General features: G+C 70.0%; 22 protein-coding genes. 11 read left to right on the top strand and 11 right to left on the bottom strand.

The genetic code is table 11. The annotated features are described in order from the left end of the window. Positions 1 to 47 precede the first annotated feature (47 nt). Positions 48 to 1,007 (top strand): helix-turn-helix transcriptional regulator, encoded by a 960-nt coding sequence (locus ABT297_RS30960; protein WP_350555933.1) that lies wholly within the window; start codon positions 48 to 50, stop codon positions 1,005 to 1,007. 47 nt (positions 1,008 to 1,054) lie between these two features. Here ABT297_RS30960 and ABT297_RS30955 read toward each other — a convergent pair whose 3' ends face one another. Further along, positions 1,055 to 1,357 (bottom strand): hypothetical protein, encoded by a 303-nt coding sequence (locus tag ABT297_RS30955; protein ID WP_350555932.1) that lies wholly within the window; start codon positions 1,355 to 1,357, stop codon positions 1,055 to 1,057. An 89-nt stretch (positions 1,358 to 1,446) separates the two neighbouring features. Between ABT297_RS30955 and ABT297_RS30950 the strand changes: the two genes are divergently transcribed. Next, complete coding sequence (locus ABT297_RS30950) at positions 1,447 to 2,298, top strand: 3-hydroxyacyl-CoA dehydrogenase family protein (protein WP_350555931.1); 852 nt, start codon at positions 1,447 to 1,449, stop codon at positions 2,296 to 2,298. Positions 2,299 to 2,312: 14 nt separating this feature from the next. Here ABT297_RS30950 and ABT297_RS30945 read toward each other — a convergent pair whose 3' ends face one another. Beyond that, on the bottom strand, positions 2,313 to 3,098 hold the full coding sequence (locus tag ABT297_RS30945) for an ABC transporter permease (protein ID WP_350555930.1): 786 nt from the start codon (positions 3,096 to 3,098) through the stop codon (positions 2,313 to 2,315). Then, a complete protein-coding gene (locus tag ABT297_RS30940) occupies positions 3,095 to 3,922 on the bottom strand; it encodes an ABC transporter ATP-binding protein (RefSeq protein WP_350555963.1) in 828 nt (275 codons plus the stop codon). The genes ABT297_RS30945 and ABT297_RS30940 overlap by 4 nt, the downstream gene beginning before the upstream one ends. Positions 3,923 to 4,004: 82 nt before the next feature. On the opposite strand from ABT297_RS30940, the gene ABT297_RS30935 reads away from it, so the two are divergent. Beyond that, entirely contained in the window at positions 4,005 to 5,993 is a 1,989-nt protein-coding gene (locus ABT297_RS30935) for an ethylmalonyl-CoA mutase (RefSeq protein ID WP_350555929.1), read from the top strand. 1 nt (position 5,994) lies between these two features. Here the strand turns inward: ABT297_RS30935 and ABT297_RS30930 are convergent, their stop codons facing one another. Then, a complete protein-coding gene (locus ABT297_RS30930) occupies positions 5,995 to 6,624 on the bottom strand; it encodes a DUF4126 domain-containing protein (protein WP_350555928.1) in 630 nt (209 codons plus the stop codon). A gap of 50 nt (positions 6,625 to 6,674) precedes the next feature. Here ABT297_RS30930 and nucS point away from each other — a divergent pair, with 50 nt between their 5' ends. Continuing rightward, positions 6,675 to 7,334 carry an endonuclease NucS gene (gene nucS, locus ABT297_RS30925; RefSeq protein WP_350555927.1) on the top strand — a complete coding sequence of 220 codons (660 nt, stop codon included), beginning with the start codon at positions 6,675 to 6,677 and terminating at the stop codon, positions 7,332 to 7,334. A gap of 3 nt (positions 7,335 to 7,337) precedes the next feature. Here the strand turns inward: nucS and ABT297_RS30920 are convergent, their stop codons facing one another. The 4 genes from ABT297_RS30920 to ABT297_RS30905 all read right to left on the bottom strand — a co-directional run bounded on the left by ABT297_RS30920 (position 7,338) and on the right by ABT297_RS30905 (position 10,796). Further along, positions 7,338 to 8,843 carry an aldehyde dehydrogenase family protein gene (locus ABT297_RS30920; protein ID WP_350555926.1) on the bottom strand — a complete coding sequence of 502 codons (1,506 nt, stop codon included), beginning with the start codon at positions 8,841 to 8,843 and terminating at the stop codon, positions 7,338 to 7,340. Between the two features lie 283 nt (positions 8,844 to 9,126). Then, entirely contained in the window at positions 9,127 to 9,828 is a 702-nt protein-coding gene (locus ABT297_RS30915; RefSeq protein WP_350555925.1) for an SDR family NAD(P)-dependent oxidoreductase, read from the bottom strand. Between the two features lie 30 nt (positions 9,829 to 9,858). Next, positions 9,859 to 10,383, bottom strand: a complete 525-nt coding sequence (locus ABT297_RS30910; protein ID WP_350555924.1) for a MarR family winged helix-turn-helix transcriptional regulator — start codon at positions 10,381 to 10,383, stop codon at positions 9,859 to 9,861. A 56-nt stretch (positions 10,384 to 10,439) separates the two neighbouring features. Continuing rightward, the gene (locus ABT297_RS30905; RefSeq protein ID WP_350555923.1) at positions 10,440 to 10,796 is read right to left on the bottom strand and encodes a DoxX family protein; all 357 of its coding nucleotides are present in this window, start codon (positions 10,794 to 10,796) and stop codon (positions 10,440 to 10,442) included. 140 nt (positions 10,797 to 10,936) lie between these two features. On the opposite strand from ABT297_RS30905, the gene ABT297_RS30900 reads away from it, so the two are divergent. The 4 genes from ABT297_RS30900 to ABT297_RS30885 all read left to right on the top strand — a co-directional run bounded on the left by ABT297_RS30900 (position 10,937) and on the right by ABT297_RS30885 (position 14,685). Then, positions 10,937 to 11,341 carry a DUF7144 family membrane protein gene (locus ABT297_RS30900; protein WP_350555922.1) on the top strand — a complete coding sequence of 135 codons (405 nt, stop codon included), beginning with the start codon at positions 10,937 to 10,939 and terminating at the stop codon, positions 11,339 to 11,341. A gap of 55 nt (positions 11,342 to 11,396) precedes the next feature. Beyond that, positions 11,397 to 12,407, top strand: coding sequence for an alpha/beta fold hydrolase (locus ABT297_RS30895; RefSeq protein ID WP_350555921.1), 1,011 nt, complete (start codon positions 11,397 to 11,399; stop codon positions 12,405 to 12,407). 140 nt (positions 12,408 to 12,547) lie between these two features. Further along, positions 12,548 to 14,335: a 3-hydroxyacyl-CoA dehydrogenase family protein gene (locus ABT297_RS30890; RefSeq protein ID WP_350555920.1), complete on the top strand. Its 1,788-nt coding sequence runs from the start codon at positions 12,548 to 12,550 to the stop codon at positions 14,333 to 14,335. A 23-nt stretch (positions 14,336 to 14,358) separates the two neighbouring features. Next, positions 14,359 to 14,685: an Rv1322 family protein gene (locus ABT297_RS30885; protein ID WP_350555919.1), complete on the top strand. Its 327-nt coding sequence runs from the start codon at positions 14,359 to 14,361 to the stop codon at positions 14,683 to 14,685. Between the two features lie 25 nt (positions 14,686 to 14,710). Here ABT297_RS30885 and ABT297_RS30880 read toward each other — a convergent pair whose 3' ends face one another. Continuing rightward, on the bottom strand, positions 14,711 to 15,637 hold the full coding sequence (locus ABT297_RS30880) for a glycosyltransferase family 2 protein (RefSeq protein ID WP_350555918.1): 927 nt from the start codon (positions 15,635 to 15,637) through the stop codon (positions 14,711 to 14,713). Positions 15,638 to 16,456: 819 nt separating this feature from the next. On the opposite strand from ABT297_RS30880, the gene ABT297_RS30875 reads away from it, so the two are divergent. Further along, positions 16,457 to 17,947 (top strand): sugar transferase, encoded by a 1,491-nt coding sequence (locus ABT297_RS30875; protein ID WP_350555917.1) that lies wholly within the window; start codon positions 16,457 to 16,459, stop codon positions 17,945 to 17,947. 38 nt (positions 17,948 to 17,985) lie between these two features. Here ABT297_RS30875 and ABT297_RS30870 read toward each other — a convergent pair whose 3' ends face one another. Beyond that, a complete protein-coding gene (locus ABT297_RS30870; RefSeq protein WP_350555916.1) occupies positions 17,986 to 18,975 on the bottom strand; it encodes a TIGR03621 family F420-dependent LLM class oxidoreductase in 990 nt (329 codons plus the stop codon). 377 nt (positions 18,976 to 19,352) lie between these two features. Between ABT297_RS30870 and ABT297_RS30865 the strand changes: the two genes are divergently transcribed. Beyond that, positions 19,353 to 20,381 (top strand): hypothetical protein, encoded by a 1,029-nt coding sequence (locus ABT297_RS30865; protein ID WP_350555915.1) that lies wholly within the window; start codon positions 19,353 to 19,355, stop codon positions 20,379 to 20,381. 74 nt (positions 20,382 to 20,455) lie between these two features. On the opposite strand, the gene ABT297_RS30860 is transcribed toward ABT297_RS30865, so the two are convergent. Then, entirely contained in the window at positions 20,456 to 21,967 is a 1,512-nt protein-coding gene (locus ABT297_RS30860; protein ID WP_350555914.1) for a lipopolysaccharide biosynthesis protein, read from the bottom strand. A 764-nt stretch (positions 21,968 to 22,731) separates the two neighbouring features. Here ABT297_RS30860 and ABT297_RS30855 point away from each other — a divergent pair. After that, a partial coding sequence (locus ABT297_RS30855) for a glycosyltransferase family protein (RefSeq protein ID WP_350555913.1) occupies positions 22,732 to 23,538 on the top strand: 807 nt, incomplete at its 3' end.

Raw genomic sequence — 23,538 nt, 5'->3', positions numbered from 1 at the left:
GACAGAATCGTTCCGTGATTCTCCGCGCCCTGTGCGACGATGAGCGCGTGAGCGTCGAGGCGACGACCGGGCGCGTGCTTCGGCTGCTGGCGCTGCTGCAGCGACGGCCGTCCTGGACCGCCGCCGAGCTCGCCGCCGAGCTGCGGGTCACCGACCGCTCGGTGCGCCGCGACGTGGAGCGGCTGCGCGCGCTCGGCTATCCCGTGCACGCGACGGCGGGCGTCGGCGGCGGCTACCAGCTCGGCGCGGGCACCCGGCTGCCGCCGCTGCTGCTCGACGACGAGGAGGCGATCGCGACGGCGGTTTCGCTGCGGCTGGCGTCGGTGGGCACGGTCGCCGGGGCGGGCGAGGCGGCACTGCGGGCGCTCGCGAAGCTCGACCAGGTGATGCCGCCCCGGCTGCGCGCCGAGGTGCGGGCGGTGCACGGCGCCACCGAGACCCTGGTCGGTCCCGGGGTCGAGATCGACGCGGAGCTGCTGGTGACGCTCGCGCGGGCCTGTCGCGACGCCGTGCGGCTGCGGTTTCGGTACGCCGGCCGCGACGGCGGTGAGCGCGAGCGCACGGTCGAGCCGGTGCGGATGGTCACCACCGGCCGCCGCTGGTATCTGATGGCCCGGGACGTCGACCGCGACGACTGGCGCACCTTCCGGCTGGACCGGATGCACGATGTGGCGGCGACGACCTGGCGTTTCCGGGCGAGGGAGCATCCGGAGCCGGTCGCCTTTGTGCAGCGGTCGGTGACCGAGGCGTCGTACCGGTATCTCGCCCGGGTGCGGGTGCACGCCCCGCCCGACCGGGTCCGGGAGCTGGTGCCACCCCAGGTCGGGCGCGTCGAGGACGACCGGGACGGGTGGTGCGTGCTCGTCGTCGGCGGGGACGACCTGAACTGGCTTGCCTCGCACGTGGCCCGGCTGGACTTCGAGATCGAGGTGCTGGAGCCGGCGGAGCTGCGGGAAGCCGCGGCCCTGCTCGCCCGTCGCCTCGCGGCGATGGCCGGGACCGGCTGACGGCGTCCGCCGCGTCGCGCGAGCGGCTCGCGGGAGCCCGGCCGTCCTCAGGAGCTGATCAGGCGGCGGGCGTGGTCCAGCTCGTCGGCGAAGACCAGGATGCGCACCATGCCGTCCGGGCCCGTGGCCAGGGTCGCGCGAACGCCGTTGGTGCGGAGGCGGTCGCGCACCTCCCGCGCGAAGGCCAGGTCGCCGACCATCGACGCCGAGCACAGCAGGCCGTAGTCCGCCCCGGCCGGGGGCGGGGGAGGGAGCGGGCCGCCGCCGTACTTCAGCAGGCGGATGATGAGCAACAGCGAGGCGAGCGCGCCGGCGGAGGCGGCCCACCCCGCGAGGTACATGAGGGGCACGTTGACAGTCTGCCACCGGACGATCACGCAACGGGGGTGGATAAGGTCAACAGCGTTCACGACGAAGTGGAAGGCAAGGAGGAGCGAGCATGGCGGGTCGTCTTGCGGTCATCGGAGCGGGGCTCATGGGGTCTGGGATCGCCCAGGTCGCCGCGCAGGCCGGGTGGGAGGTGACGCTGCGGGACCTGAACGACGAGGCGGTCCGGCGCGGCCTCGCCGGCATCCGCGCCAGCCTCGAGAAGTTCGCGAGCAAGGGCACCATCGCCGCGGCCGACGTCGACGCGGCGCTCGGGCGGATCACGCCGACCACGGAGCTCGACGCGGCCGCCGACGCGGACATCGTCGTCGAGGCGGTGTTCGAGCGGCTGGAGGTCAAGCACGAGGTCTTCCGGGCGCTGGACAAGATCTGCAAGGCGGATGCGGTACTCGCGACGAACACCTCCGCCATCCCGGTGACCCAGATCGCCACCGCTACCCAGCGGCCGGAGCAGGTCGTGGGCACGCACTTCTTCTCGCCAGTGCCGGTCATGAAGCTGTGCGAGCTCGTCCGGGGGTACAAGACCTCCGACGCCGCGCTGGCCACGGCCCGCGCCTTCGCCGAGGAGATCGGCAAGACGTGCATCGTCGTCAACCGCGACGTCGCCGGGTTCGTCACCACGCGGCTCATCGCGGCGCTGGTCGTCGAGGCCGTCAAGCTGGTGGAGAGCGGCGTGGTCAGCGCCGAGGACCTCGACCTCGCGTGCAAGCTGGGCTTCGGTCACGCGATGGGGCCGCTGGCGACGACCGACCTGACCGGCGTCGACGTGCTCTACCACGCCGCCAAGAACATCCACGCCGACACCGACGACTCGAAGTTCTTCCCGCCGGAGCTGCTGGCCCGCATGCTCACCGCTGGCGACCTCGGGCGCAAGAGCGGCAAGGGCTTCTACACGTACTCGTGAACCTTCGACACGAGTCAGTCGCGCTCGGTCCAGCGGAAGGTCAGCAGGCACAGCACGAGGCCCAGCACGATCCAGCCGCCCAGCACCAGCGCGATCGTGCCGTGCTGCCACGCGTGCGACGGCTCGTTGGCGGCGAAGGAGTCCGGCAGGAACACCGAGCGCATGCCCTGGGTCATCCACTTGAGCGGGAAGATCGAGGCGATCCCGCGCATCCATTCGGGCAGGCTCGCGTACTCGAAGAACACGCCCGAGATGAACTGCAGCACGATCGCGACCGGGGTGACGACCGCGGGGCCGCTGCGGCCGGAGCGGGCCAGCGACGAGAAGGCGATCCCGCACAGCGTGCAGGCGGTGATCCCGAGCAGCGCCACCCAGCCGAACGTCAGCCAGCTGCCGGCGGTGGCGGGCAGCTTCACGCCGAAGAACAGGGCGGCCACCGAGATCAGCAGGACCGTCTCGACCAGGCCGATGGCCAGGACCATGACGACCTTGCCGATGAAATACGCGGCGCGGGGCATCGGGGTGCCCCGCAGGCGCTTGAGGATGCCCTTCTCGCGCTCGATCGGGATCTGGATCGCCAGGCTCTGGAAGCCGGTGGACAGCAGGCCGGCCGCGATCATGCCGGCGGCGAAGTATTGCGTGAGCGTCACGCCGGGGGCGATCTCGCCACTGAAGACCGCGCCGAAGACGGCGAGCAGGATCAGCGGGAAGGCGAGCGTGAAGACCACCGACTCGCGGCTGCGCAGGAACTGCTTGGTCTCCAGGCCACCCCGCAGGAGGCCGAGTCGCAGCGTGTTCATTCGCCGGCGCCGATCATTCGCAGGTACACATCCTCGAGGCTGGGGCGGGTGATGGTGAGGCCCGGCACCTCGCCGCCGAAGGTCTCGGCGAGACGGGCGACGAGCGCGGTCGGGGCCTCGGTCCGCTCGGTGACCGGGCCGTCGGGGCCCAGCCAGCCGACCGTGACGCCGCCGTCGCCCCGGCCGCCGAGGCGGTCGGGGGTGTCGACGGCGACCAGCTTGCCGCCGGCCAGCACGCCGACCCGGTCGGCGAGCGCCTCGGCCTCGTCCAGGTAGTGGGTGGTGAGCAGGATCGTGGTGCCCACGCGGGCCAGGTCGCGGATGAGGCTCCAGAACTCGCGGCGCGCCTCCGGGTCGAAGCCCGTGGTCGGCTCGTCGAGGAAGAGCAGCTCGGGGCGGCCGACGATGCCCAGCGCGACGTCGAGGCGGCGCTTCTGACCGCCGGAGAGGGTGCGGGTGCGGGAGTGCTGCTTCTCGGCCAGGCCGACCCGCGTGATGATCTCGTCGGGGTCGGCGGCGGCCGGGTAGTAGTTCGCGAAGTGGTGCACGACCTCGCGCGCGGTGAGATCGTCGAACTCGCCGGTGCTCTGCAGCACCACGCCGACCCGGGCCCGCCAGGCCTCGTCGCCCTGCTGCGGGTCGACGCCGAGCACCCGCACGTCGCCGGAGGTGCGCTTGCGGAAGCCCTCCAGGATCTCCACCGTGGTCGTCTTGCCCGCGCCGTTGGGGCCGAGGAGGGCGAACACCTCACCGGCGCGAACGTCGAGGTCCACCCCGTCGACGGCGACAGCCTTCCCGTAGCTCTTGTGCAGGCCGCGCACCATGATCGCATCCGTCACGGCGACCACTATATGCGGTGACAACTTTCACCGACGGACGGTAGTTACCCTTCAGTAAGGTGCTCGTATGGTGTCAGAGAGGCTTCCCGAGCGCGACCGCCCGTGGGTCATGCGCACCTACGCCGGCCATTCCTCGGCCGCCGCGTCCAACGCGCTCTTCCGCCGCAACCTGGCCAAGGGCCAGACCGGCCTTTCGGTCGCGTTCGACCTGCCCACCCAGACCGGGTACGACCCCGATGCCGAGCTCGCCCGCGGCGAGGTGGGGCGGGTCGGCGTGCCGGTCGCGCACCTCGGGGACATGCGCACGCTGTTCGACGGCATCGATCTCGGCCGGGCCAACACCTCGATGACCATCAACGCCACGGCGATGTGGCTCCTGGCGTTGTACGTCACGTGCGCCCGGGAACAGGGCGTGGCGCTCGAGCGGCTTTCCGGGACGACGCAGAACGACATCGTCAAGGAGTACCTGTCCCGCGGCACCCACATCTTCCCGCCCGGCCCGTCGCTGCGCCTGACCACGGACACCATCGCGTGGACGGTCGCCAACTGTCCGAAGTGGAACCCGGTCAACATCTGCTCGTACCACCTGCAGGAGGCCGGCGCCACGCCGGTGCAGGAGGTCGCGTTCGCGATCGCCACCGCCATCGCCGTGCTCGACGCGGTGCGCGAGTCCGGCCAGGTGCCGGCCGAGCGCTTCGGCGACGTCGTCGGGCGGATCTCGTTCTTCGTCAACGCCTCGGTGCGCTTCGTCGAGGAGACGGCGAAGATGCGCGCGTTCACGACGATGTGGGACCGGCTGACCGCGGATCGCTACGGCGTCACCGACCGGACCGCCCGCCGGTTCCGCTACGGCGTGCAGGTCAACTCGCTCGGCCTCACCGAGGCTCAGCCGGAGAACAACGTCCAGCGCATCGTGCTGGAGATGCTCGGCGTGACGCTCTCGCGGGACGCACGGGCCCGCGCGGTGCAACTGCCGGCCTGGAACGAGGCGCTGGGCCTGCCGCGGCCGTGGGACCAGCAGTGGTCGCTGCGCATGCAGCAGGTGCTCGCGTTCGAGTCGGACCTGCTGGAGTATCCCGACCTGTTCGAGGGCTCGACGGTCATGGCCGGCCTCGTCGACGGCATCGTGGCCGGAGCCACCGCCGAGCTCGAGCGGGTGCTGGAGATGGGCGGGGTCGTCGCCGCCGTCGAGTCCGGGTATCTCAAGAGCGCCCTCGTCGCCTCCCTCGCCGAGCGCCGCGCCCGGATGGAGACCGGCGACGACGTGGTGGTCGGCGTGAACAGGTTCACCGAGACCGAGCCGTCGCCGCTGCTGGCCGCCGGAGCCGCGGCGATCGAGCAGATCGACCCGGCCGTCGAACACGCCGCGGCCGACGGCGTGCGGCGCTGGCGGGCCGGGCGCGGCGACGCGACCGGGGCGCTGGACGCGCTGCGGGCGGCGGCACGGGACAACGGCAACCTCATGGAGGCCACGCTCGGCTGCGTGGCGGCGGGCGTGACCACCGGCGAGTGGGCGGGGGTGCTGCGGGAGGTCTTCGGGGAGTACCGCGCGCCGACCGGGCTGTCCGCGGCGGTCTCGGCCCCGGCCGGCGGCCTCGACCGGGTGCGCGAGCGGGTCCGCCGCACCGCGGGCGACCTGGGCACCGGCCGGCTGCGGATGCTGGTCGGCAAGCCCGGCCTGGACGGGCACTCCAACGGCGCCGAGCAGATCGCCGTGCGCGCCCGCGACGCCGGCTTCGAGGTCGTCTACCAGGGCATCCGACTGACCCCGGCGCAGATCGTCGCGGCGGCGGTGGAGGAGGACGTCGACCTGGTCGGCCTCTCGGTGCTCTCGGGCTCGCATCTCGCCGCGGTGGCGTCGGTGCTGCAGGGGTTGCGCGCGCAGGGCCTGGGCGACCTGCCGGTGGTCGTCGGCGGGATCATCCCTCCCGACGATGCCGCCGTGCTGCGCGAGTCCGGGGTGGCGCGCGTGTTCACGCCGAAGGACTTCGCCATCACCGACGTGGTCGACGAGCTGGTGACCGTCGTCCGCGAGGCGCACCACCTGGCGGTGTAGCTCAGGACGGGCGCCAGCCCTGGGCCGCGGCCCATCTGGCCGCGGCCTGCTCCTGCTTGCGGCGCTTGCGGCGGCGCATCAGCCAGCCGAAGCCGAGGAAGAGCAGCACCAGGAACAGCAGGACCAGGATCGGCAGCACGATCGCCACGACCGACAGCGCCACGCTGGCGAAGTCCTCGATCGTGCTCACGATCGGCGCGCCGAAGCCGACGGTCGTCGCGTTGATGAGCGGCCGGGACACGGCCTTCATGCCGTGCACGCCGAGCGATATCGCCCCGCCGGCGACGATCGGCACCCACTGATGACTGGTGAAGAACGAGCCGGGGTCGCTGACCGTGACCGTCTGCGCGCCCGACACCGCCCCGAACGCGAGTCCGCCGGCGGTCGGCCGGACGAAGGTCTGCAGGAAGTCGTTGACGTGGTCGATCATCGGCACCTTGTCGGCGACGAACTCGATGGCCAGCAGGACCGCGATGATCGCCAGGGTCCAGCCGTTCTCCATCCAGGCCCAGCTCGATGGCAGCGTGATGAGGTCCGTGTACCGCGCGAGCAGACCGATCGACAGCAACGGGATGTACGCGTTGAGCCCGGCCGATGTCGCGAGGCCCAGACCGGTCAATGACTCCAACACCCCCATAGCATGACATCGGGGTGCCAGCCGTACAGGTTAGGCTGTCGGCCGTGCGCCTCGTCATCGCCAAGTGCTCGGTCGACTACATCGGCCGGCTCACGGCCCACCTCCCGCCCGCGACCCGCCTGCTGCTCATCAAGGCCGACGGCTCGATCTCGATCCACGCCGACGACCGGGCGTACAAGCCGCTGAACTGGATGAGCCCGCCGTGCCGCCTCGAGGAGGCCGAGGGCCAGTGGCGGGTCGTCAACAAGTCCGGCGAGGAGCTGCGGATCACCATCGAGGAGATCCTGCACGACACGTCGCACGAGCTCGGCATCGATCCGGGCCTGGTCAAGGACGGCGTGGAGGCGCACTTGCAGGAGCTGCTGGCCGCCGCCCCGGAGACGCTGGGCGCCGGCTTCACGCTGATCCGCCGCGAGTACATGACGGCGATCGGCCCGGTGGACCTCCTGTGCCGTGACGGCGCCGGCGCGACGGTCGCTGTGGAGATCAAGCGCCGCGGCGAGATCGACGGCGTGGAGCAGCTGACGCGATACCTGGAGCTGCTCGGGCGCGACCCGCTGCTCGCCCCGGTCAGCGGGATCTTCGCCGCGCAGGAGATCAAGCCGCAGGCCCGGGTGCTGGCCGAGGACCGCGGCATCCGCTGTGTCGTGCTGGACTACAACGCCCTGCGCGGCGTCAAGAAGGACGAGCTGACGCTCTTCTGAGGGCTACTTGCCGCGGCCGTGGACGAGCCGCACCACGCGGACGATCTGCTGCATGGTCTTCTCGGTGCGGTCGAAGGTCATCGCGGCCAGGACCGTCGGGCCGCGGCGCTTCACGATGGCCTTCGGGCGGGTGAACTCGCGCAGGCCGTCCTCGCCGTGGATGCGGCCGAAGCCCGAGTTTCCCACGCCGCCGAAGGGCAGGGCCGGCATGCCGGCGAAGGTCAGCGTCGAGTTGACCGACGTCATGCCCGAGCGGACCTGGCGGGCCAGCTCCAGGCCCTGCGACCGGGAGAAGATGGCGCCGCCCAGGCCGTAGCTTGTGTTGTTGGCCAGCCGTACCGCCTCCGCGGTGTCGCGGACCCTCGTCACGGTCAGCGTGGGTCCGAACGTCTCCTCCTGCGCCGCGGCCGCGTCCTGCGGCACGTCGACCAGGATCGTCGGGCTGACGAACGGCGGCTGGACCGCCTCGGCGCCGCCCAGCACGGCCCGGCCGCCACGGGTGAGGGCGTCCTCGATGTGCCGGCGGATGATGTCGATCTGCGAGGGCATGGTGATCGGGCCGATGTCGTCGCTCTGCTCGGCGCCGACGGTGAGCTTCGCGGCGCGCGCGACGATGCGGTTGAGGAAGTCGTCGTACACCCCGTCGGCGACGTACACGCGCTCGATGCCCACGCACGTCTGGCCTGCGTTGGTCAGGCCGCCCCAGACGCAGGCGGCGGCCGCGGCGTCGAGGTCGGCGTCGGCGGCGACGATCATCGCGTCCTTGCCGCCGCACTCGAGCAGCACGGGGGTCAGCGTCTCGGCGGCGGCCGCCATGACCTTCTTGCCGGTCGCGGTCGAGCCGGTGAACGCGATCTTGTCCACCCCGCCGCGGCAGAGGGCGGCGCCGACGTCACCCAGGCCGTGCACGATCTGCAGGACCGGCTGCTCGGGCACGACCTCGGCGAAGCGGTCCACGAACCACTGGCCGACCGCCGGGGTGTACTCGCTCGGCTTGAACACCACCGCGTTGCCGGCGGCCAGGGCGTAGGCGATCGAGCCCATCGGCGTCAGGATCGGGTAGTTCCACGGGCCGATCACGCCGATCACGCCGAACGGCAGGTACTCCAGGTACGACGCGTGCTCCTTGAGCAGGATCGAGCTGCCCACCCGGCGCCGGCCGAGCACCTTGCGCGCGTGCTGCGCGGCCCAGGCGATGTGGTCGATGGCCGCGATCGCCTCGACCAGCGCGTCCGCGCGCGGCTTGCCGCCCTCGCGGTGCATGAGGCCGGCGAGCTCGTCCAGGCGGTTGGCGAGCACGCTGCGGAACGCCAGCAGCCGGCGCTTGCGCCCGGCGAAGCCGAGCCCGGCCCACCACGCGGCCGCGTCACGCGCACGGGCCACCGCGGCGCTGACGTGATCGGGCGAGGCTACCGGGAAGCGGCCGACCTCCTCGCCCGTGGCGGGGTTGGTCGAGATCAGCGAGCCCTCGTCGATGGCGGGGACACCGGGCGTTCGCGTGGCGGTCATGGCGCGAGTCTAGACCCGAAGATTACTCGCGAGTAGGCCCTGATCGGCTCGCCGCCCGATGTCGAGAAACTCGAGGTCTTCCCCGGCGGTCACGGCGGCTTCGGCGACGCGGCCCCGTTCGCGGCCCGCCTGCGCGAGGTCCTCGAGGCCTGAGACGTCGCCGCCGGCTCAGCGGGCCCGGAAAGCCAGCAGGCCCGGAAAGCCAGCAGGCTCGAAAAGCCCGGAAGGCTCGGAAAGGCCCGCGACGACGAGGCCGGCGGCACATCCGAAGACAGCGGCGCCCCTACGAGGCGTGTTCCTTCAGGATGCGTTCGGCCACGGCGAGCGGGTCGGCGAGCCTGCCCTCGGCGGGCGCGTCGACCCAGCGCTGCTGGCCGGGGAAGTAGGCCCCCGACGACGCGGCCCGGCGGATGCTCTCCTGCATGCCGGTGTCCATCTGCCCTGGGTCGATGTTCGCGACGGTGATTCGCTCGTTGTCCCCGACCTGCGAGGCGACGGCGTCGAAGAACGTCTCGCCGGCGGCCTTGGTCGTGCAGTACAGCGCCCAGCCGTCGATGATGCGGCGCGCCGCGCCCGAGGAGATGAACAGCAGGCGGAGCCGGGCCTCGATCGGCGCGGCGCGCAGGAACGTGTTCGTCAGCACGGCCGGCGCGGTGAGGTTCACCGCGATCGCGTTCGTGATGGCCTCGGTGGTGAGCCGGCCGACCGCGCCGATCGGCTCGACGACGGCGGCGTTGTGGATGAGCACGGCCTCGTCGGCGTCGCGCAGGAAGTCGCGGAGGATGTCGTAGTCGGGCAGCCAGTGCGCGTCGGCGAGGTCGGTGGAGAACAGCGTGACGTCGGCCGGGCGCTCGTCGCGCAGCTGCCGCTGTTCCAGGGTGAAGTGGCGGCCGACCGCCAGGACGCGATCGCCGCGCGCGCTCGACACATCGAAGAGAGCGGCCCCCAGGCCGCGGGACACTCCAGTGATCACGACGGCTCGCATGCGGTCACTCTATTCCTGTCCGACGGTCATTTATATGTCGCGTGCATATGTCCCGTGGGCTGGACGGCGGTGATCTTTGGGCGTGCCCGCCGAACCCGGGCACGACTCGCCGAGCTTCGCCGCCACGGCGCCCAGTGTGTCGGCCAGCGACGCGGTCTGCTCCGGGTCGAGATGATCGAAGATGAGCCGGCGCACGTCGGCGAGGTGGGCCGGGGCGACCCGCTCGACGAACTCCCGGCCGGAGTCGGTGACGCGCGCGATGCTGACCCGGCCGTCGCAGGCGTCGCCGGAGATCTCGACGTATCCGAGCTCGACGAGCTTGCGCATGCGGTGGCTCAGCCGGCTCGGCGACATGTTCATCTGCCCGGCGAGGTCGGACATGCGCATCCCGTCGCCAGCGTTGCCCAGCGCCGCGAGCAACCCGTATTCGACGTGCACCAGGCCGTGCGGGCGGAACGTGCGCTCCAGCTCCGGAAACCCGACGAGCACGATGGCCAGCAGCGACATCCAAGCGCGGTGCTCGGTGTCGTCAAGCCGTCGTGCCCCGTCGGTCATGCGTCCTATGGTGCCTGGATCTTGCGCCACTGGGCCAATCGCCCGTCCGATAGGCGTCAGAACCGGCCGATCGCGATCACCACGGCGAGGGCGCCGAGGATCACGTTGATGCCGATGACGCCGTACTCCTTGGCGCGCACGTGGTCGCCGATCGCGAGCACCATGATGATCGCCAGGCCGACGGCCGCCAGCGGGGTCAGGATCGTGGCGATGCCGGTGGCCCAGGGCAGGATCAGGCCGAGGCCGCCGAGGAGCTCCGTCACGCCGACGAACTTCACGGTCCCCGGCGTGCGGCGGTTCACCCAGGTCATGTTGCCCGCGAGCTTCTCCTTGGGCTGCGTGGACTTCACGAGGCCGGCCATGATGAACGCCGCGCCGAGCGCGATCTGCAGGACCCATAGGAAGATGTTCATGGATTCGTACTCCCTCATACTTTAAGCTTCAACTTCGCGAGGAGACTGTACGGACGATGAACTTGAAGCGTCAAGTATCTTCGCGAAGTCCTGATGCGCGGGTGAGGGGGGTTCACCCCGGTGGCGTCGACCGTGGGTGCATGGAGACGTTGCAGCGGCAGTCCCGCTGGGTCACCGGCTTTGCCGTCTTTGGCGGCAGCATGATGATCGTCATCGGCATCTTCCAGATCGTGGTCGGGCTGACGGCGATCTTCCAGCACACCTTCTACATGCTGACCGAGAACTATCTGTTCGGGTTCAACGTCGTCGCCTGGGGCTGGATCCACCTCGCGCTGGGCGTGCTGGTGGCGCTCGGCGGCGGTGCCGTGCTCGCCGGGCAGCTGTGGGGCAGGGTGCTCGGCATCGTGCTGGCCTCACTCAGCGCGGTGGCCAACTTCCTGTTCCTGCCGTACTACCCACTGTGGTCGATGCTGATCATCGCGGCCGACGTGGCGGTCATCTGGGCACTGACCCGATATGGTCGCGACGAGGCCGTCCTGCGCTAGAGCTGTGTGGGCCGGCCACATGTGACCGGCCCACGCCCGATGCGACCATGCGGTGATGCACGTCACTACCCACGGGCCCGAGTCGGGCCCGCCCGTATTGCTCATTCACGGCAACTGCTCTTCGTCGGGCTTCTGGGAGCCCCTGGTGCGCCACCTGCCGACGCACTGGCGGATCGTGGCGCCGGACCTGCGTGGATACGGTGACAGCCCCGCCCTCGGCGTCGACGCCACGCGTGGCCTGCGCGACTTCGCCGACGACATCGCGCCGCTGCTGCGCGATCTGTCGGACAGGTCGGGCGAGGTCACCAAGGTCACCGTGGCCGGCCACTCGCTGGGCGGCGGCGTCGCCATGCAGCTGCTGCTGGACCACCCCGAGCGCATCGGGGCGCTGGTGCTGGAGGCGCCGGTCTCGCCGTACGGCTTCGGCGGCACCCGTGACCTGGACGGCACGCCGACCTCGCCCGATTACGCCGGGACGGGCGGCGGCTCCGCGAACCCCGACTTCGTGCGGCTGCTCGGCGCCAAGGACCGCGGCGCGGACGAGCAGGCCGGCCCGCGCAACGTCATGCGCGCGTTCTACGCCGCCCCGGGCTTCGACTTCGGGGCGGACGAGGAGTTCCTGCTCGACACGATGCTCTCGACGGCCGTCGCGGAAGGTCAATACCCCGGCGACAGTACCGAGAGTGCCAACTGGCCCGGCGTCGCACCCGGCACCCGCGGCGTGCTCAACACCTTGTCCCCGCGCTGGCTGGACCTCTCGGGCATCGTGGACGTGCCGGTCAAGCCGCCCGTCACGTGGATCCGTGGCGACCGGGACGCGATCGTCTCCGACGGCTCGTTCTTCGACCTGGCGCAGCTCGGCAAGCTCGGCCTGGTTCCGGGCTGGCCCGGCGAGGACGAGTGCCCGCCGCAGCCGATGGTCGGACAGACGAGGGCGGTGCTGCAGCGGTACGCCGAGAAGGGCGGCTCGTTCCGCGAGATCGTCTACGAGGGCGTCGGACACAGCCCGCACATCGAGCGCCCGAAGGACTTCGCGGCGATCCTGCGCGAGATCGTCGGCTCCTGACGCCCGTCCCGGTCTGTCCGGCCGGCGGGCGTGTGCGCGGCCGGCCTGGACAGCGGGATTTCCCACAGGAGGAGGATCGATCCACCGGATCATGGCAGACTCGCCGGTAACCTGATCGGTCGTTAGGGAGGATCATTTCGATGGGGCGCGATTTTGCAACCGTGGGCGTGGTTGGCCTCGGCACGATGGGCGCCGGCATCGTCGAGGTCTTCGCTCGCAACGGGATCGACGTCCTGGCCGTCGAGATCGGCGAGGCTGCCCTGCACCGCGGGGAAGAGACGCTGCGCGGGTCCGTCGAGCGGGCCGTGCGCAAGGGCAAGCTCTCCGAGGACGAGCGCGACGCGCTGCTGCGGCGGGTGACGTTCGCCGTGGGGCTGGACGCCCTGCGCTCGGCGGACCTCGTCATCGAGGCCGTGCCCGAGCAGCTCGGCCTCAAGCAGCGGCTCTTCGCCGAGCTCGACCGGGTGTGCAAGCCCGAGACCATCCTCGCCACCAACACCTCGAGCCTGTCGGTCACCGAGATCTCGGTGGCGACCGGCCGGCCCAACCAGGTCATCGGCCTGCACTTCTTCAACCCGGCGCCGATCATGAGGCTGGTCGAGGTGGTGCGTACCGTCGTCACGGCCGACGACGTCGTCGCCGACATCGAGGCGCTGTGCGCGCGGCTGGGCAAGGTCGACGTCACGATCGGCGACCGGGCCGGGTTCATCGCCAACGCGCTGTTGTTCGGCTACCTCAACCAGGCCGTCTCCATGGTCGAGTCGAAGTACGCCAGCCGCGAGGACATCGACGCCGCCATGAAGCTCGGATGCGGGCTGCCCATGGGGCCGCTCGCCCTCATGGACCTCATCGGGCTCGACACCGCCTACGAGGTCCTCGACACCATGTACCGCCGGGGCGGGCGCGACCGCCGCCACGCGCCCGTGCCGCTCATCAAGCAGATGGTGACGGCCGGCCTGCTCGGGCGGAAGTCCGGGCGCGGCTTCTACACGTATGAGAAGCCCGGCTCGCCGGTCGTGGTCCCCGACGAGGCCACCCCGCGCGCCGACGCCGAGCCGGCGACCGCCCCGCGCACCGTCGCCAAGGTGGGCGTCGTCGGCTCCGGGACCATGGCCACCGGCATCATCGAGGTCTTCGCCAAGGCGGGCTTCGAGGTGGTGTCCGTGACGCGCGGCGCCGAGCAGTCCGGGCGCACCTGCGAGGCGCTGAAGACCTCGCTGAACAAGGGCGTCGTGCGCGGCAAGCTGGCCGAGGCCGACCGGGACGCGGCACTGGGCCGGGTCACCTGGTCCGCGACGATCGAGCACCTCTCCGACGTCGACCTCGTCGTCGAGGCGGTCGTCGAGGAGCTGTCGGTCAAGAAGGCGCTGTTCGCCTCGCTCGACGAGATCTGCAAGCCGGGCGTGGTGCTGGCCACGACGACGTCGAGCCTGCCGGTCATCGAGCTCGCCGTCGCGACCGAGCGCCCCGCCGACGTCGTGGGCCTGCACTTCTTCAACCCGGCACCGGTCATGGGGCTGGTCGAGGTCGTGCGCACGATCCGCACGTCCGACGCGACGGTGGCCACGGCGACCGCGGTGTGCAAGACCCTGGCCAAGCACCCGGTGGTGTGCGCCGACCGGTCCGGGTTCGTGGTCAACGCGCTGCTGTTCCCGTACCTCAACGACGCCGTCAAGATGGTCGAGGCCTCCTACTCCACCGCCGACGACATCGACTACGCGATGAAGCTCGGCTGCGGCTACCCGATGGGCCCGTTCGAGCTGCTCGACGTCGTCGGGCTGGACGTCGCGCTGGCGATCCAGCGGGAGCTGTACCTCGAGCTGCGCGAGCCCGGCTTCGCCCCCGCACCCCTCCTGGAGCACCTGGTGACGGCCGGCTACCTCGGCCGCAAGGCGGGCCGCGGCTTCCGCGACTACTCGAAGCGCTGAGGCGGTTCGTTAGTCTTGGGACTGTGTCACCTCGGCGCAACCACCCCAAGCGCGACGACGCTCCGCCGCCGCTCGATCTCGACCGGATCAAGCGGGGTGTCGGCGCCGTGCAGGCGTGGAGCGACGGCGAGTGGCAGGTGCGCAACATTCCCGCCGGGGCCGCGACGAAGGCGTACCGCTGCCCCGGCTGCGACCAGGAGATCCCGCCGGGCGTCCCGCACCTCGTGGCCTGGCCGGCCGACGAGCGCGGCGACCTGACCGACCGCCGCCACTGGCACGCCGGCTGCTGGCGCGCTCGAGACCGCCGCGCCCCCAACATCCAGCGCGGCCGCGGCACGCCTTACGGCTGAGCCCTCGATACGCCGCGCACCGGCGTCAAGCCAGCGATTGCGGCGTTTCCTGGGAGGAGCGTGGGGGCGGGGCGGGGGCGGAAACCGAGGCGTCCACCGCGGACAGCCACCCGGGCCGTTCCCGCCAGGCCGTGCGCCACGGTTCCTCGGCCACCGAGCGGACCAGCGCGGCGGCGCTCAGCAGCCAGCCCGCGGCCCGGGTCCGCCCCGGCGTCCAATGACGGTGTGCGAACGCCATTCGCGAGGCCAGCCCGCCGACCGTGACCGGCCGGGCGGGCGCCGGCGGGGTCAGGGACACCATCCGCGCGTCCGGGACGAGCACGGGGCGCGCACCGTGGACCCGGGCGCGCAGCGAAAGATCGGCGGCCGGCAGGCGCTCGTCGAAGCCGCCCAGCGCGCCCCAGAGCCCCCGCTCGACGAGCAGCATCCGCGGCGTGAGCGCCGGGACCTCGCCGCCGATCGCGCGGTCGAGCCGCGGCAGTCGTTCGGGATCGAACGGCAACCCGGCCGCCAGGCAGGCCGTGCCCCACAGCGACGGCGCGCCCTCCACCGTGCGCCCGTCGTCCGCGTCGCCGCGCAGCGTCCGGCCGGCGTAGAGGCGGTACGACGGGTTCCCGCCCGCGTACTCCACCAGCGTGCGGATCGCGTCGCCGACCGGCTCCAGTCCCGGGTCGAGGAACAGCAGCCACGGCGCCCGGGCCTTCTCGGCGCCCAGGTTGGCCGCCACGAGCGGCGGCACGGGCGTGTCCCGGCGCACCAGCGCGACCTCGCGGAACGAGTGCCGCACCGCCGCCGCGGTGTTGTCGTTCGACCCGTTGTCCACGACGATGATCTCGGTCGGCACCTCGGTGCCCGCCTGCAGCGCGGCCAGGCCCTTGAGCAGGCCTTCCCGGGCGTTCTGCGCGACGGAGACGATGCTGACGACGGGTGCTGTCCTACTACTACTGCTCACGAGCTGCTCCCACGACTGCTCAGTGCGGGCTGAAGCTCCCCGGATGGTACCGGTGGCGAGGGTGAATGAGCCGAAAGTACCGCAAGAAGTCCGCCTTCAGGAGGGCCGCGATCCGGTCAACGGGCCCTGCTGGCTGCGAAAACGTAGAATCTGGACAGGAACTCATCCCGGATCCGCCTGCCGCCACCTGGCCGGACGCTGCTATCCTCCCATCGGCGGCGCAGGAAAGCCCGGCCAGCAATTTGTGCCCATTGCATTCAAATATCCCTTGATCCATTGTGCTCCTGGTCGTTTCGGCGAGTGACTTGGTAAACAAGCGGCGGTGCGTAGGCCAAATGCTGTCGGTGGCGGCGGCTTGATGGTGGCGCTCGGTTTTAGTCGATGCGGTGCGTGACGGTCGTTGAACGGACGGTGATCATGGTTATGCCCCTGGTGATCAAGCGTTTCGCCTGGCCGGACGGGTCCCGAGCCATCGCCGCTCGTCACTTTGCGATCTTTAAGCCCAGCATAGAACTGTATTAAGGCGACGCAGCGTGAGTAACCCGGGAGTTTGCCGTGGAGGGCGAACGGCGATTGGGTTTCAGGCGTGGCGTCTTGTCCTTTTTTCCCTTATTGGACGACGGTTCGGGCAAAGGTGCAGCACGCGTGGTGTCAATAGCACCTTCAGCCACGTCGGGAATGCGGCACGACGGTACCGGCTATGCGGCTTCCTCGGTACCTTACGGCCGGGGTTCGACCGTGTACCGGCAGTCGCGGCGGCGGACGCCACCACATTTCACCTTCGATAAGTGGATTTGAGCAGCACGTAAGGGGGTTGGGATGGTTTTGGCGGATTCGGCCACGGTCGAGACCGCGGTGATGGCGGCGTTTCCGGGTGTCCAGCGGCGCCGGCTCAGGTCGACCGGGCGCAACCTGCTCGTCGCCTTCCTCGGCGACGTGCTGGCGGTGACGATTGCCATCACGACCGTCGTGCTGTTCATGGCTGCCGACCTGATGGGCGGAGCGTTCGTCGCGCCGGGGGAGGGCGTGCCGCCCGCGTACTCCGTCACCGGCTTCGGGCTGTTCTGGTTGCTGCTGCTCGCGGGCAGCAGGATGTACGACCGCTGGTTCCTGGAGAACCGCACCGGCATGCTCTACCGGACCATCCGTGCCGCCGTCGTCGCCGTCGCCATCCTGGCGCCGGTATGCGTGCTGTTCGACATGCTGTACCTGCTGCGGCCGGTGATCCTGGCCGTTCCGGTGGCCGCGACGCTGACCACCGCCGGGCGCTACGCGACGCTGCAGATCCTGCGCACCGTGCAGCGTGAGTACGTCCGCCAGCGCACCCTCGTCATCGGTCCCGCCGACTCGGTCGTCGGGCTGCTGACCTCGCTTCGCCGTGACCGGTCCTACGGGTTGCGGGTGGCCGGCGCCTGCATCACCGACCTCGACGAGGCGCGCAAGATCACCGCGCACTCCATCCCGGTCTACGGCGACCTGAAGGACGTCGCCGGCACCGCCCTCGGCGCCGGCTGCACCGCGGTGCTCGTGGCGCTGCCGCTGGAGCTGGACCCGTACCGGATGCGCCGCCTGGCCTGGGAGCTGTCCGACAACGACATCGAGCTGCTCGTCGCGCCGGCGCTGCCCGAGGTCGCGCCCGAACGGGTCGCGGTGCTGCCCAGCGGCGGCGGGCCGCTGCTGCACGTGCGCGCCCCGGTCCTCACCGGCCCGCAGCGCGCGGTGAAGAACGTGCTCGACCGGCTCCTGGCCACGATCCTGCTGATCCTGGCCGGGCCGTTCATGCTCATCGTCGCGATCCTCATCCGCGCGACCTCGCCGGGCCCCGCACTGTTCCGCCAGCCCCGCGCCGGCATCAACGGCAAGGAGTTCATCTGCTTCAAGTTCCGCACCATGGTCAAGGACGCGGACAAGAAGCGGGACGAGATCGCGCACCTCAACCAGCACGCCGAGGGCCTGCTGTTCAAGATGAAGCGCGACCCGCGCGTGACGAAGGTGGGCGCGATCCTGCGGCGCACCTCGCTCGACGAGCTGCCGCAGCTGCTCAACGTCATCAACGGCACGATGTCGATGGTGGGCCCTCGCCCGCCGCTGATGTCCGAGGTTGCCGGCTACGACGAGGACGTCCGGCGCCGCCTGCTGGTCAAGCCCGGGATGACCGGTCTGTGGCAGGTCAGCGGTCGCTCGGAGCTGTCCTGGCAGGAGTCGGTGCGGCTCGATCTCAACTACGTCGACAACTGGTCCCCGCTGCTCGACCTGCGCATCCTGGCGCGCACGGTGACCGCCGTGGTCCGCGGCACCGGCGCCTACTGAGCGGGAGTCGCGTCTACCCGGGTGGACGACCGCCGCGATCAGCTCAGCCGTTTCACGATCTCCGCGACGCCGTCGGGATCCCGGCCGAGATGGACTTCCGTGATCCCGACCGTCTCGCGCAGCTCCAGCAGCGCATCGATGCAGCGCTCCACGTCACCGTCGATGACCAGCGGAGACTTGTCCAGTGCGCCGTCGGGTAGCCAGTCGACGAGATTTGAGGTGGAGCGGCTTTCGCCGCCGCCCCCCTCGTCGCGCACCCGTAGGTCGAGCAGGTTCGCCTGCAGCAGCAAGGAATTCGGGTCACGCCCGGCGGCGGACGCGGCCGCGAGTGCGACGTCCGCCTTGTCGCGCAGCCCCTCGGCGCTGATCTCGCGGGCCATCCCCTCCGGGGTCATGCGGTCGCTCAGCCGCGGCGGGTTGATGCCGACGATGTCGGCCGCCCGTCCCGCCAACTGGAGCATTCGGCGCCCGCCGCCGCCGATCATGATCGGCGGGTGTGGCAGCTGGACCGGCCGGGGCGCTCCCAGCGCCTCCTCGATGCTGAAGTGCTCCCCCTCGAAGGTGAACCGCTCGCCGGCGAAGAGACCCTTCAGGACCGCGACCGACTCGGCGAGCCGAGCCACCCGCACCGGTGCAGGGTCGAAGCGGACTCCGGAAACGGAGTAGTCCAGCGGCCGCCACCCGGCGCCCAGACCGATGGTGACCCGCCCCTGCGAGATCACGTCCAGGTTGCTGATCGAGCGGTGCAGGAAGAACGGGTGATAGAAGTCGTTGCACAGCACACTGGTGGAGACCCGCAGCGTCGTCGTCGCCTCGGCGGCGATCGTCATCATGGTCACGGGATCCATGGACCAGCCATCGCCGACATGGTCGGCGATCGCCACGGTGTGAAATCCGAGATCCTCGATTTTCCGGACACGGTCTCGCCACGCGGAGAGTGGCTGTTGCAGGCGTGGCATGGACGTCGTGAAACGAAATGGACGATTTTGCGCGGTCACCAGACCCTCACAAGCTGGTTGGCCGAACATGGGAACCTTACCTAACCTAACCGACGGCATGTTGGACTGGAAATCCGTCGCAAACTTGTCATATTCTCAAGGGGCGTTACGCGCCATGCGTAGAGTACGCCCGTCCTGTGTTGGAAACTGCCTTGATCGGTAACTTGCCGGTGTGGAATGTCGCTTTTCGGTGAATCGCAGTTTCCGTCCGGTGCGGCGCTGGGGCCGGCGGCGTGCTTTGCCGCGACGTTCCGACGTCGTGAGTGCAACTTTCGTTATACCTGGCGGTCGTTGGGTAGCGCGCGTGGGCCGTGGGTCCATCGGGCATCGATGCCGGGTGATGTGAGACGAGTTCCATAGGTCGAACTCGCGGCGCGCCGCGAAGCCACTGACGGAGGCGGTCAGACTTGCAAACGCAAATTTCGGTCCCGCGGGTACCGGTGCACCTGCGGGCCGGCGACCTGGTCGAAGTGCTCAGCCAGGAGGAGATTCTCGCCACCCTTGATGAGCACGGTGAATACGAGTCACTGCAATTCATGCCAGAAATGCTGCAGTACTGCGGGCAGCGGCTACGGGTGTACAAGTCGGCACACAAAACCTGCGATACCCTGACCAGCACGGGAATGCGCAGGATAGACAACGCGGTGCACCTGCAGGGAGTGCGCTGCGACGGCGGCGGGCACGGCGGGTGCGAGGCCGCATGCATGACCTTCTGGAAGACGGCGTGGCTACGCAAGGTGGCCGATGGCGAGCCGCCGGCGCGGACCACGGGACCCGAGGCGCCCGAGGACGCACGCCTGCTGCCACTCATCACGCTCAACGCGCGCGGCCCGAAGTTCGAGGACGGTGCCGAGCGGTTCCGGTGCCAGGCCACCGAGCTGCTGCGCTCCGCGCCCGAGGTGCTCCCGCTGCTGCGGCTGGGCCAGTTCGTCACCGACGTGCGCACCGGCAACGCCGGCGTGGCGTGGACGATGCGGGCGGTCGGCGCGGGCTTCTACAACCGGTTCCAGGGGCTCAGCGTCAAGGTGTTGCCGAGGTGGGCCCGCCTGCGCGGCGGCCGGCACTGGGGCTTCCTGAAGGGCCGAGCGGTCGGCAAGACCCCGGAGGTGAACAAGGGCCTGCAGCCGGGCGATCTGGTGCGGGTGCTGAGCCGCAAGGAGATCGAGCCCACGCTGAACGAGAAGCTGCTCAACCGAGGGATGGGCTTCGACGCCGAGATGGCCAGGCACTGCGGCCGGACGGCGCGCATCGCCCGGCGGATCGACCACATCATCGATGAGAACACCGGCCGGATGATCTACATGAAGAGCTCGTGCCTCGTGCTGGAGAACCTCATCTGCGAGGGGGCCTTCAACGCGAACTGCCCGCGGGCCATCACGCCGTACTGGCGCGAGGCGTGGCTCGAGAAGGTCGAAGAGGGCGCCGGTCGCGGCTGACCACACACCGTGACAACGAGGCCGCCGCGCTCGGCGCGGCGGCCTCCGGCGTCGGGGCGAGCGCCGCCGTGTCACTACACGCCGGCCGTGCCCGTCCGAACACGTCCCACGAGGCGACCGCCCATGTGGATCAGTTCGGCCAGCAGAGCCCGGTGGACGAGCCGCAGGACCACCAGTCCGACCGCGGCGGCGGCCGGCACGCCGAGCGCCAGCGCGAGCAGGCCATGGCCGGCGAAGCCGTAAGCGACGGCCAGGTAGGCCGCGGCCATCCAGATCGACACGTGGACTCCGGGCGCCAGCGACGCCACCTGGCTCCCCATGCTCATGTTGATCAGCCGCCGCCGGATGAGCCACTCGACCGGGACGAGCAGGAACGTGGCCACGGTGTAGCCGATCGCGACTCCGATCGCGCCGAACGGCAGGCCGGCCACGATGGCCGCGGTGGAGACCAGGGTCGTCAGCCACGCCAGCCGAAGGTTGAGCGCCGCGTGCCCCAGCCCCAGGACCAGCGACACCGTCGATGCCGAATACACGGCCTGAAATGCCCCGGCCATCGCCAGGACCTGGACGATCGGGACGGCGGGCTTCCACTGGTCGCCGAAGACGAGCACCACGATCTGGGGTGCAGCCGCGGCTACCAGCGCCATTGCCGGCAGGATGAGCGTGGCGAGTGCGCGGGTGGCGCGGTCGGTCTCGGCGCGCAGGGCGGGGAGATTGTTGGCAAGTCGGGAGAATGCCGGAAACAGCACCGCTCCGATCGTCGTGCTGGCCAACTGGACCGGTAACAGCAGCAGTCGGTATGCCAAGCCGTAGAACGCCAGCTGCTCCGGTCCCTGAACTTTGCCGACCAAGACGTTGTCGACGTTTCGGGACACCGAGTTGATCAAGATACCGGCGGCGAAGGCCCGCCACGAGAATCCGGCGATCTCGCGCAGCCGGTGCATGTGCAGGTTCGGCCACCGGCCCGCGCCGACCAGCAACATGATGATGGCGAGCACCAGATCCGTGGAGACGATCTGCACGACGAGCGCCCAGTAGCTCGCCCCGAGTGCCGCACAGATAACGCCGAGCAGACCCCCAATCGCCGCGCTTGATATGTCCGCTATTCCGATCTTGCGGAATTCCATATCACGCAGGAGCATCGCCCGTGGTGTGACCGCCAGGGCCCGGATGAACAGGGTGGGCGCGAGCACGACCAGGACGAGCGTCAGCTGCGGCGTCGACATGAAGGCCGCCCACGCCGGCGCGATCGCGAAGGTCACGACGGTGAGGAGCAGTCCGACGCCCAGGTTGACCGTGACCACCGCTCCCGGCATGTCCCGTTCGATCTGTGGGCGCTGAATGAGGGCACTGGAAAAGCCCTGGTCCAGAAGCAGGCCGACGACTCCGATGTAGACGACAGCCTGTGCCACGATGCCGAAGTTCTCTGGCCCGATCATGCGAGCCAGGACAACTGTGAACAGGACCTGGCACGCTTGCCGGCCGGCCACCGAGATTCCGCTCCAGCGCACGCTGGACGACATCGCGATGCGCGGCGCATCGGCCTGGCGAGAATCGTCGACGGCCGTCTTTTCCTCGAGTCCCACTGGTCTCCCTACCATTGGTGACACGGCCAACCCCTTGTGGCCTGCCTGCTGGACCTGGCAGCCGGCCCTGACGGCCGCGATGCGGAGCACGCGGCTCCAGGCGAGTGGCGAGGCCCGGGGCGATGGTTCGGCCTCGCCGCCGTTACTCACGCGAACAGTTCGGCGGGTTCAGACGGTGACGAGCGGCCCGGCGCCGGCTCGTTGAGGGTGATTTGCGCCGTCCATCCCGTCCATCCCGACATCCCTTCTCGCCACGTGGTCGTCAGCATCCCAGACCGTCGGCGGGTTCATCACGACGGGTCGGCGGCCCGACAATGCGGCCGGGAACGGGGGCATTTCGGACGGGGCGGGCTGTCGCCGAGGGTATCGGCCGACGCCGTGGCCGAACGCCGCGCCCGGCGAGACGGGTAGGCGGCGCGCAGGGTCGGCGGCGTGGACCACAACCGTTCTCTTACCGTCCTGAGACCGTTACGCGAAAATACGGTGTTTGATGAAGCCGCCAGATTTCGGCACAAACGTCATATGTCCGTCGGAAAGGCGACGGGATTGTGCCCGCGGTGCCGACGGCGTGTGGTAGTCAGGCATGCGACGACTTGTGACGGCGGACGTGCATACTCTACGCGACCTGCGCTGAGTTGAGCCGCTTACGGATGCAAATGAACCCGATCTGGCGACTGCGCTCGGCCACGGGCCGCTGTGGTAGCGTGCACGGTGCCAAGTTGCGGCACACATGACTTTCGGCCCTCATAGTGCGGGAGAGACTATTGACGACCCGGGCTGATATTGTCTTCACATTTTCTTATGAAATGTTTGACGACTCCGTCAAGCGTGAATTTTGTTGGCCGTCCGATCAGACGCTCCTCGCGCTCGCCGCGGACGAGCGGGTCGGTCATCTTGTGGTCGCGGACCCGTTTCGTCCATATGTCGTGTCCGCCGCGCGCCGCCGCCCGGTGAGGCTGGTCGAGAACCTCACAGTCGGCAACCGGGCCGCCACACGAGCCCGCCCGCACCGGGTGCGCAAGGTCGAATCGACGGACTTGCGCACTGTCGAACAGGCCTACCAGCGATATGGTGTGCTGCTCGGCCGGGCACTTGCCCGCACGCGTGGTGAGGAACAGCCGCGGCCGGAGTCGGCGACGCTGGTCACCTATCACCCGTTCGCCGCCGCATTCTCTGACGCGCCGTGGATCAGAAAAATTGTGTACCTCGGGCAGGATGACTGGGCGACCGGTGAGGGTGTGCGTCCGTGGTGGGATCTGTTCAAGGAGGCCTACCGGCGGATCGAGGAACGTGGGGCGACGATTTTCGCGGTGTCGGCGGAGCTTGCCGCGCGGATTTCTCCTCGGGCCGGGGTTGTGCCGAACGGGGTGATCGCCGATGCGTGGCGGCCGCGTCATCCCGCACCGGCGCGGATCGATCAGCTTCCGAGGCCGCGCGCCACGTATACCGGCTCGATCGGTGACCGCCTCGACAAAGAACTGGTCGAGGCCACGGCGAGCATGGTTGGTTCGTTGGTCGTGATGGGGCATCACGGCGATGCGGGGACTATCCGGTGGTTGCGTTCGATCGAC

It is taken from the genome of Dactylosporangium sp. NPDC000555 (assembly GCF_040300025.1).
In the GTDB taxonomy this organism is placed as follows: domain Bacteria; phylum Actinomycetota; class Actinomycetes; order Mycobacteriales; family Micromonosporaceae; genus Dactylosporangium.
This window is presented reverse-complemented; position numbering and strand designations above follow the sequence as displayed.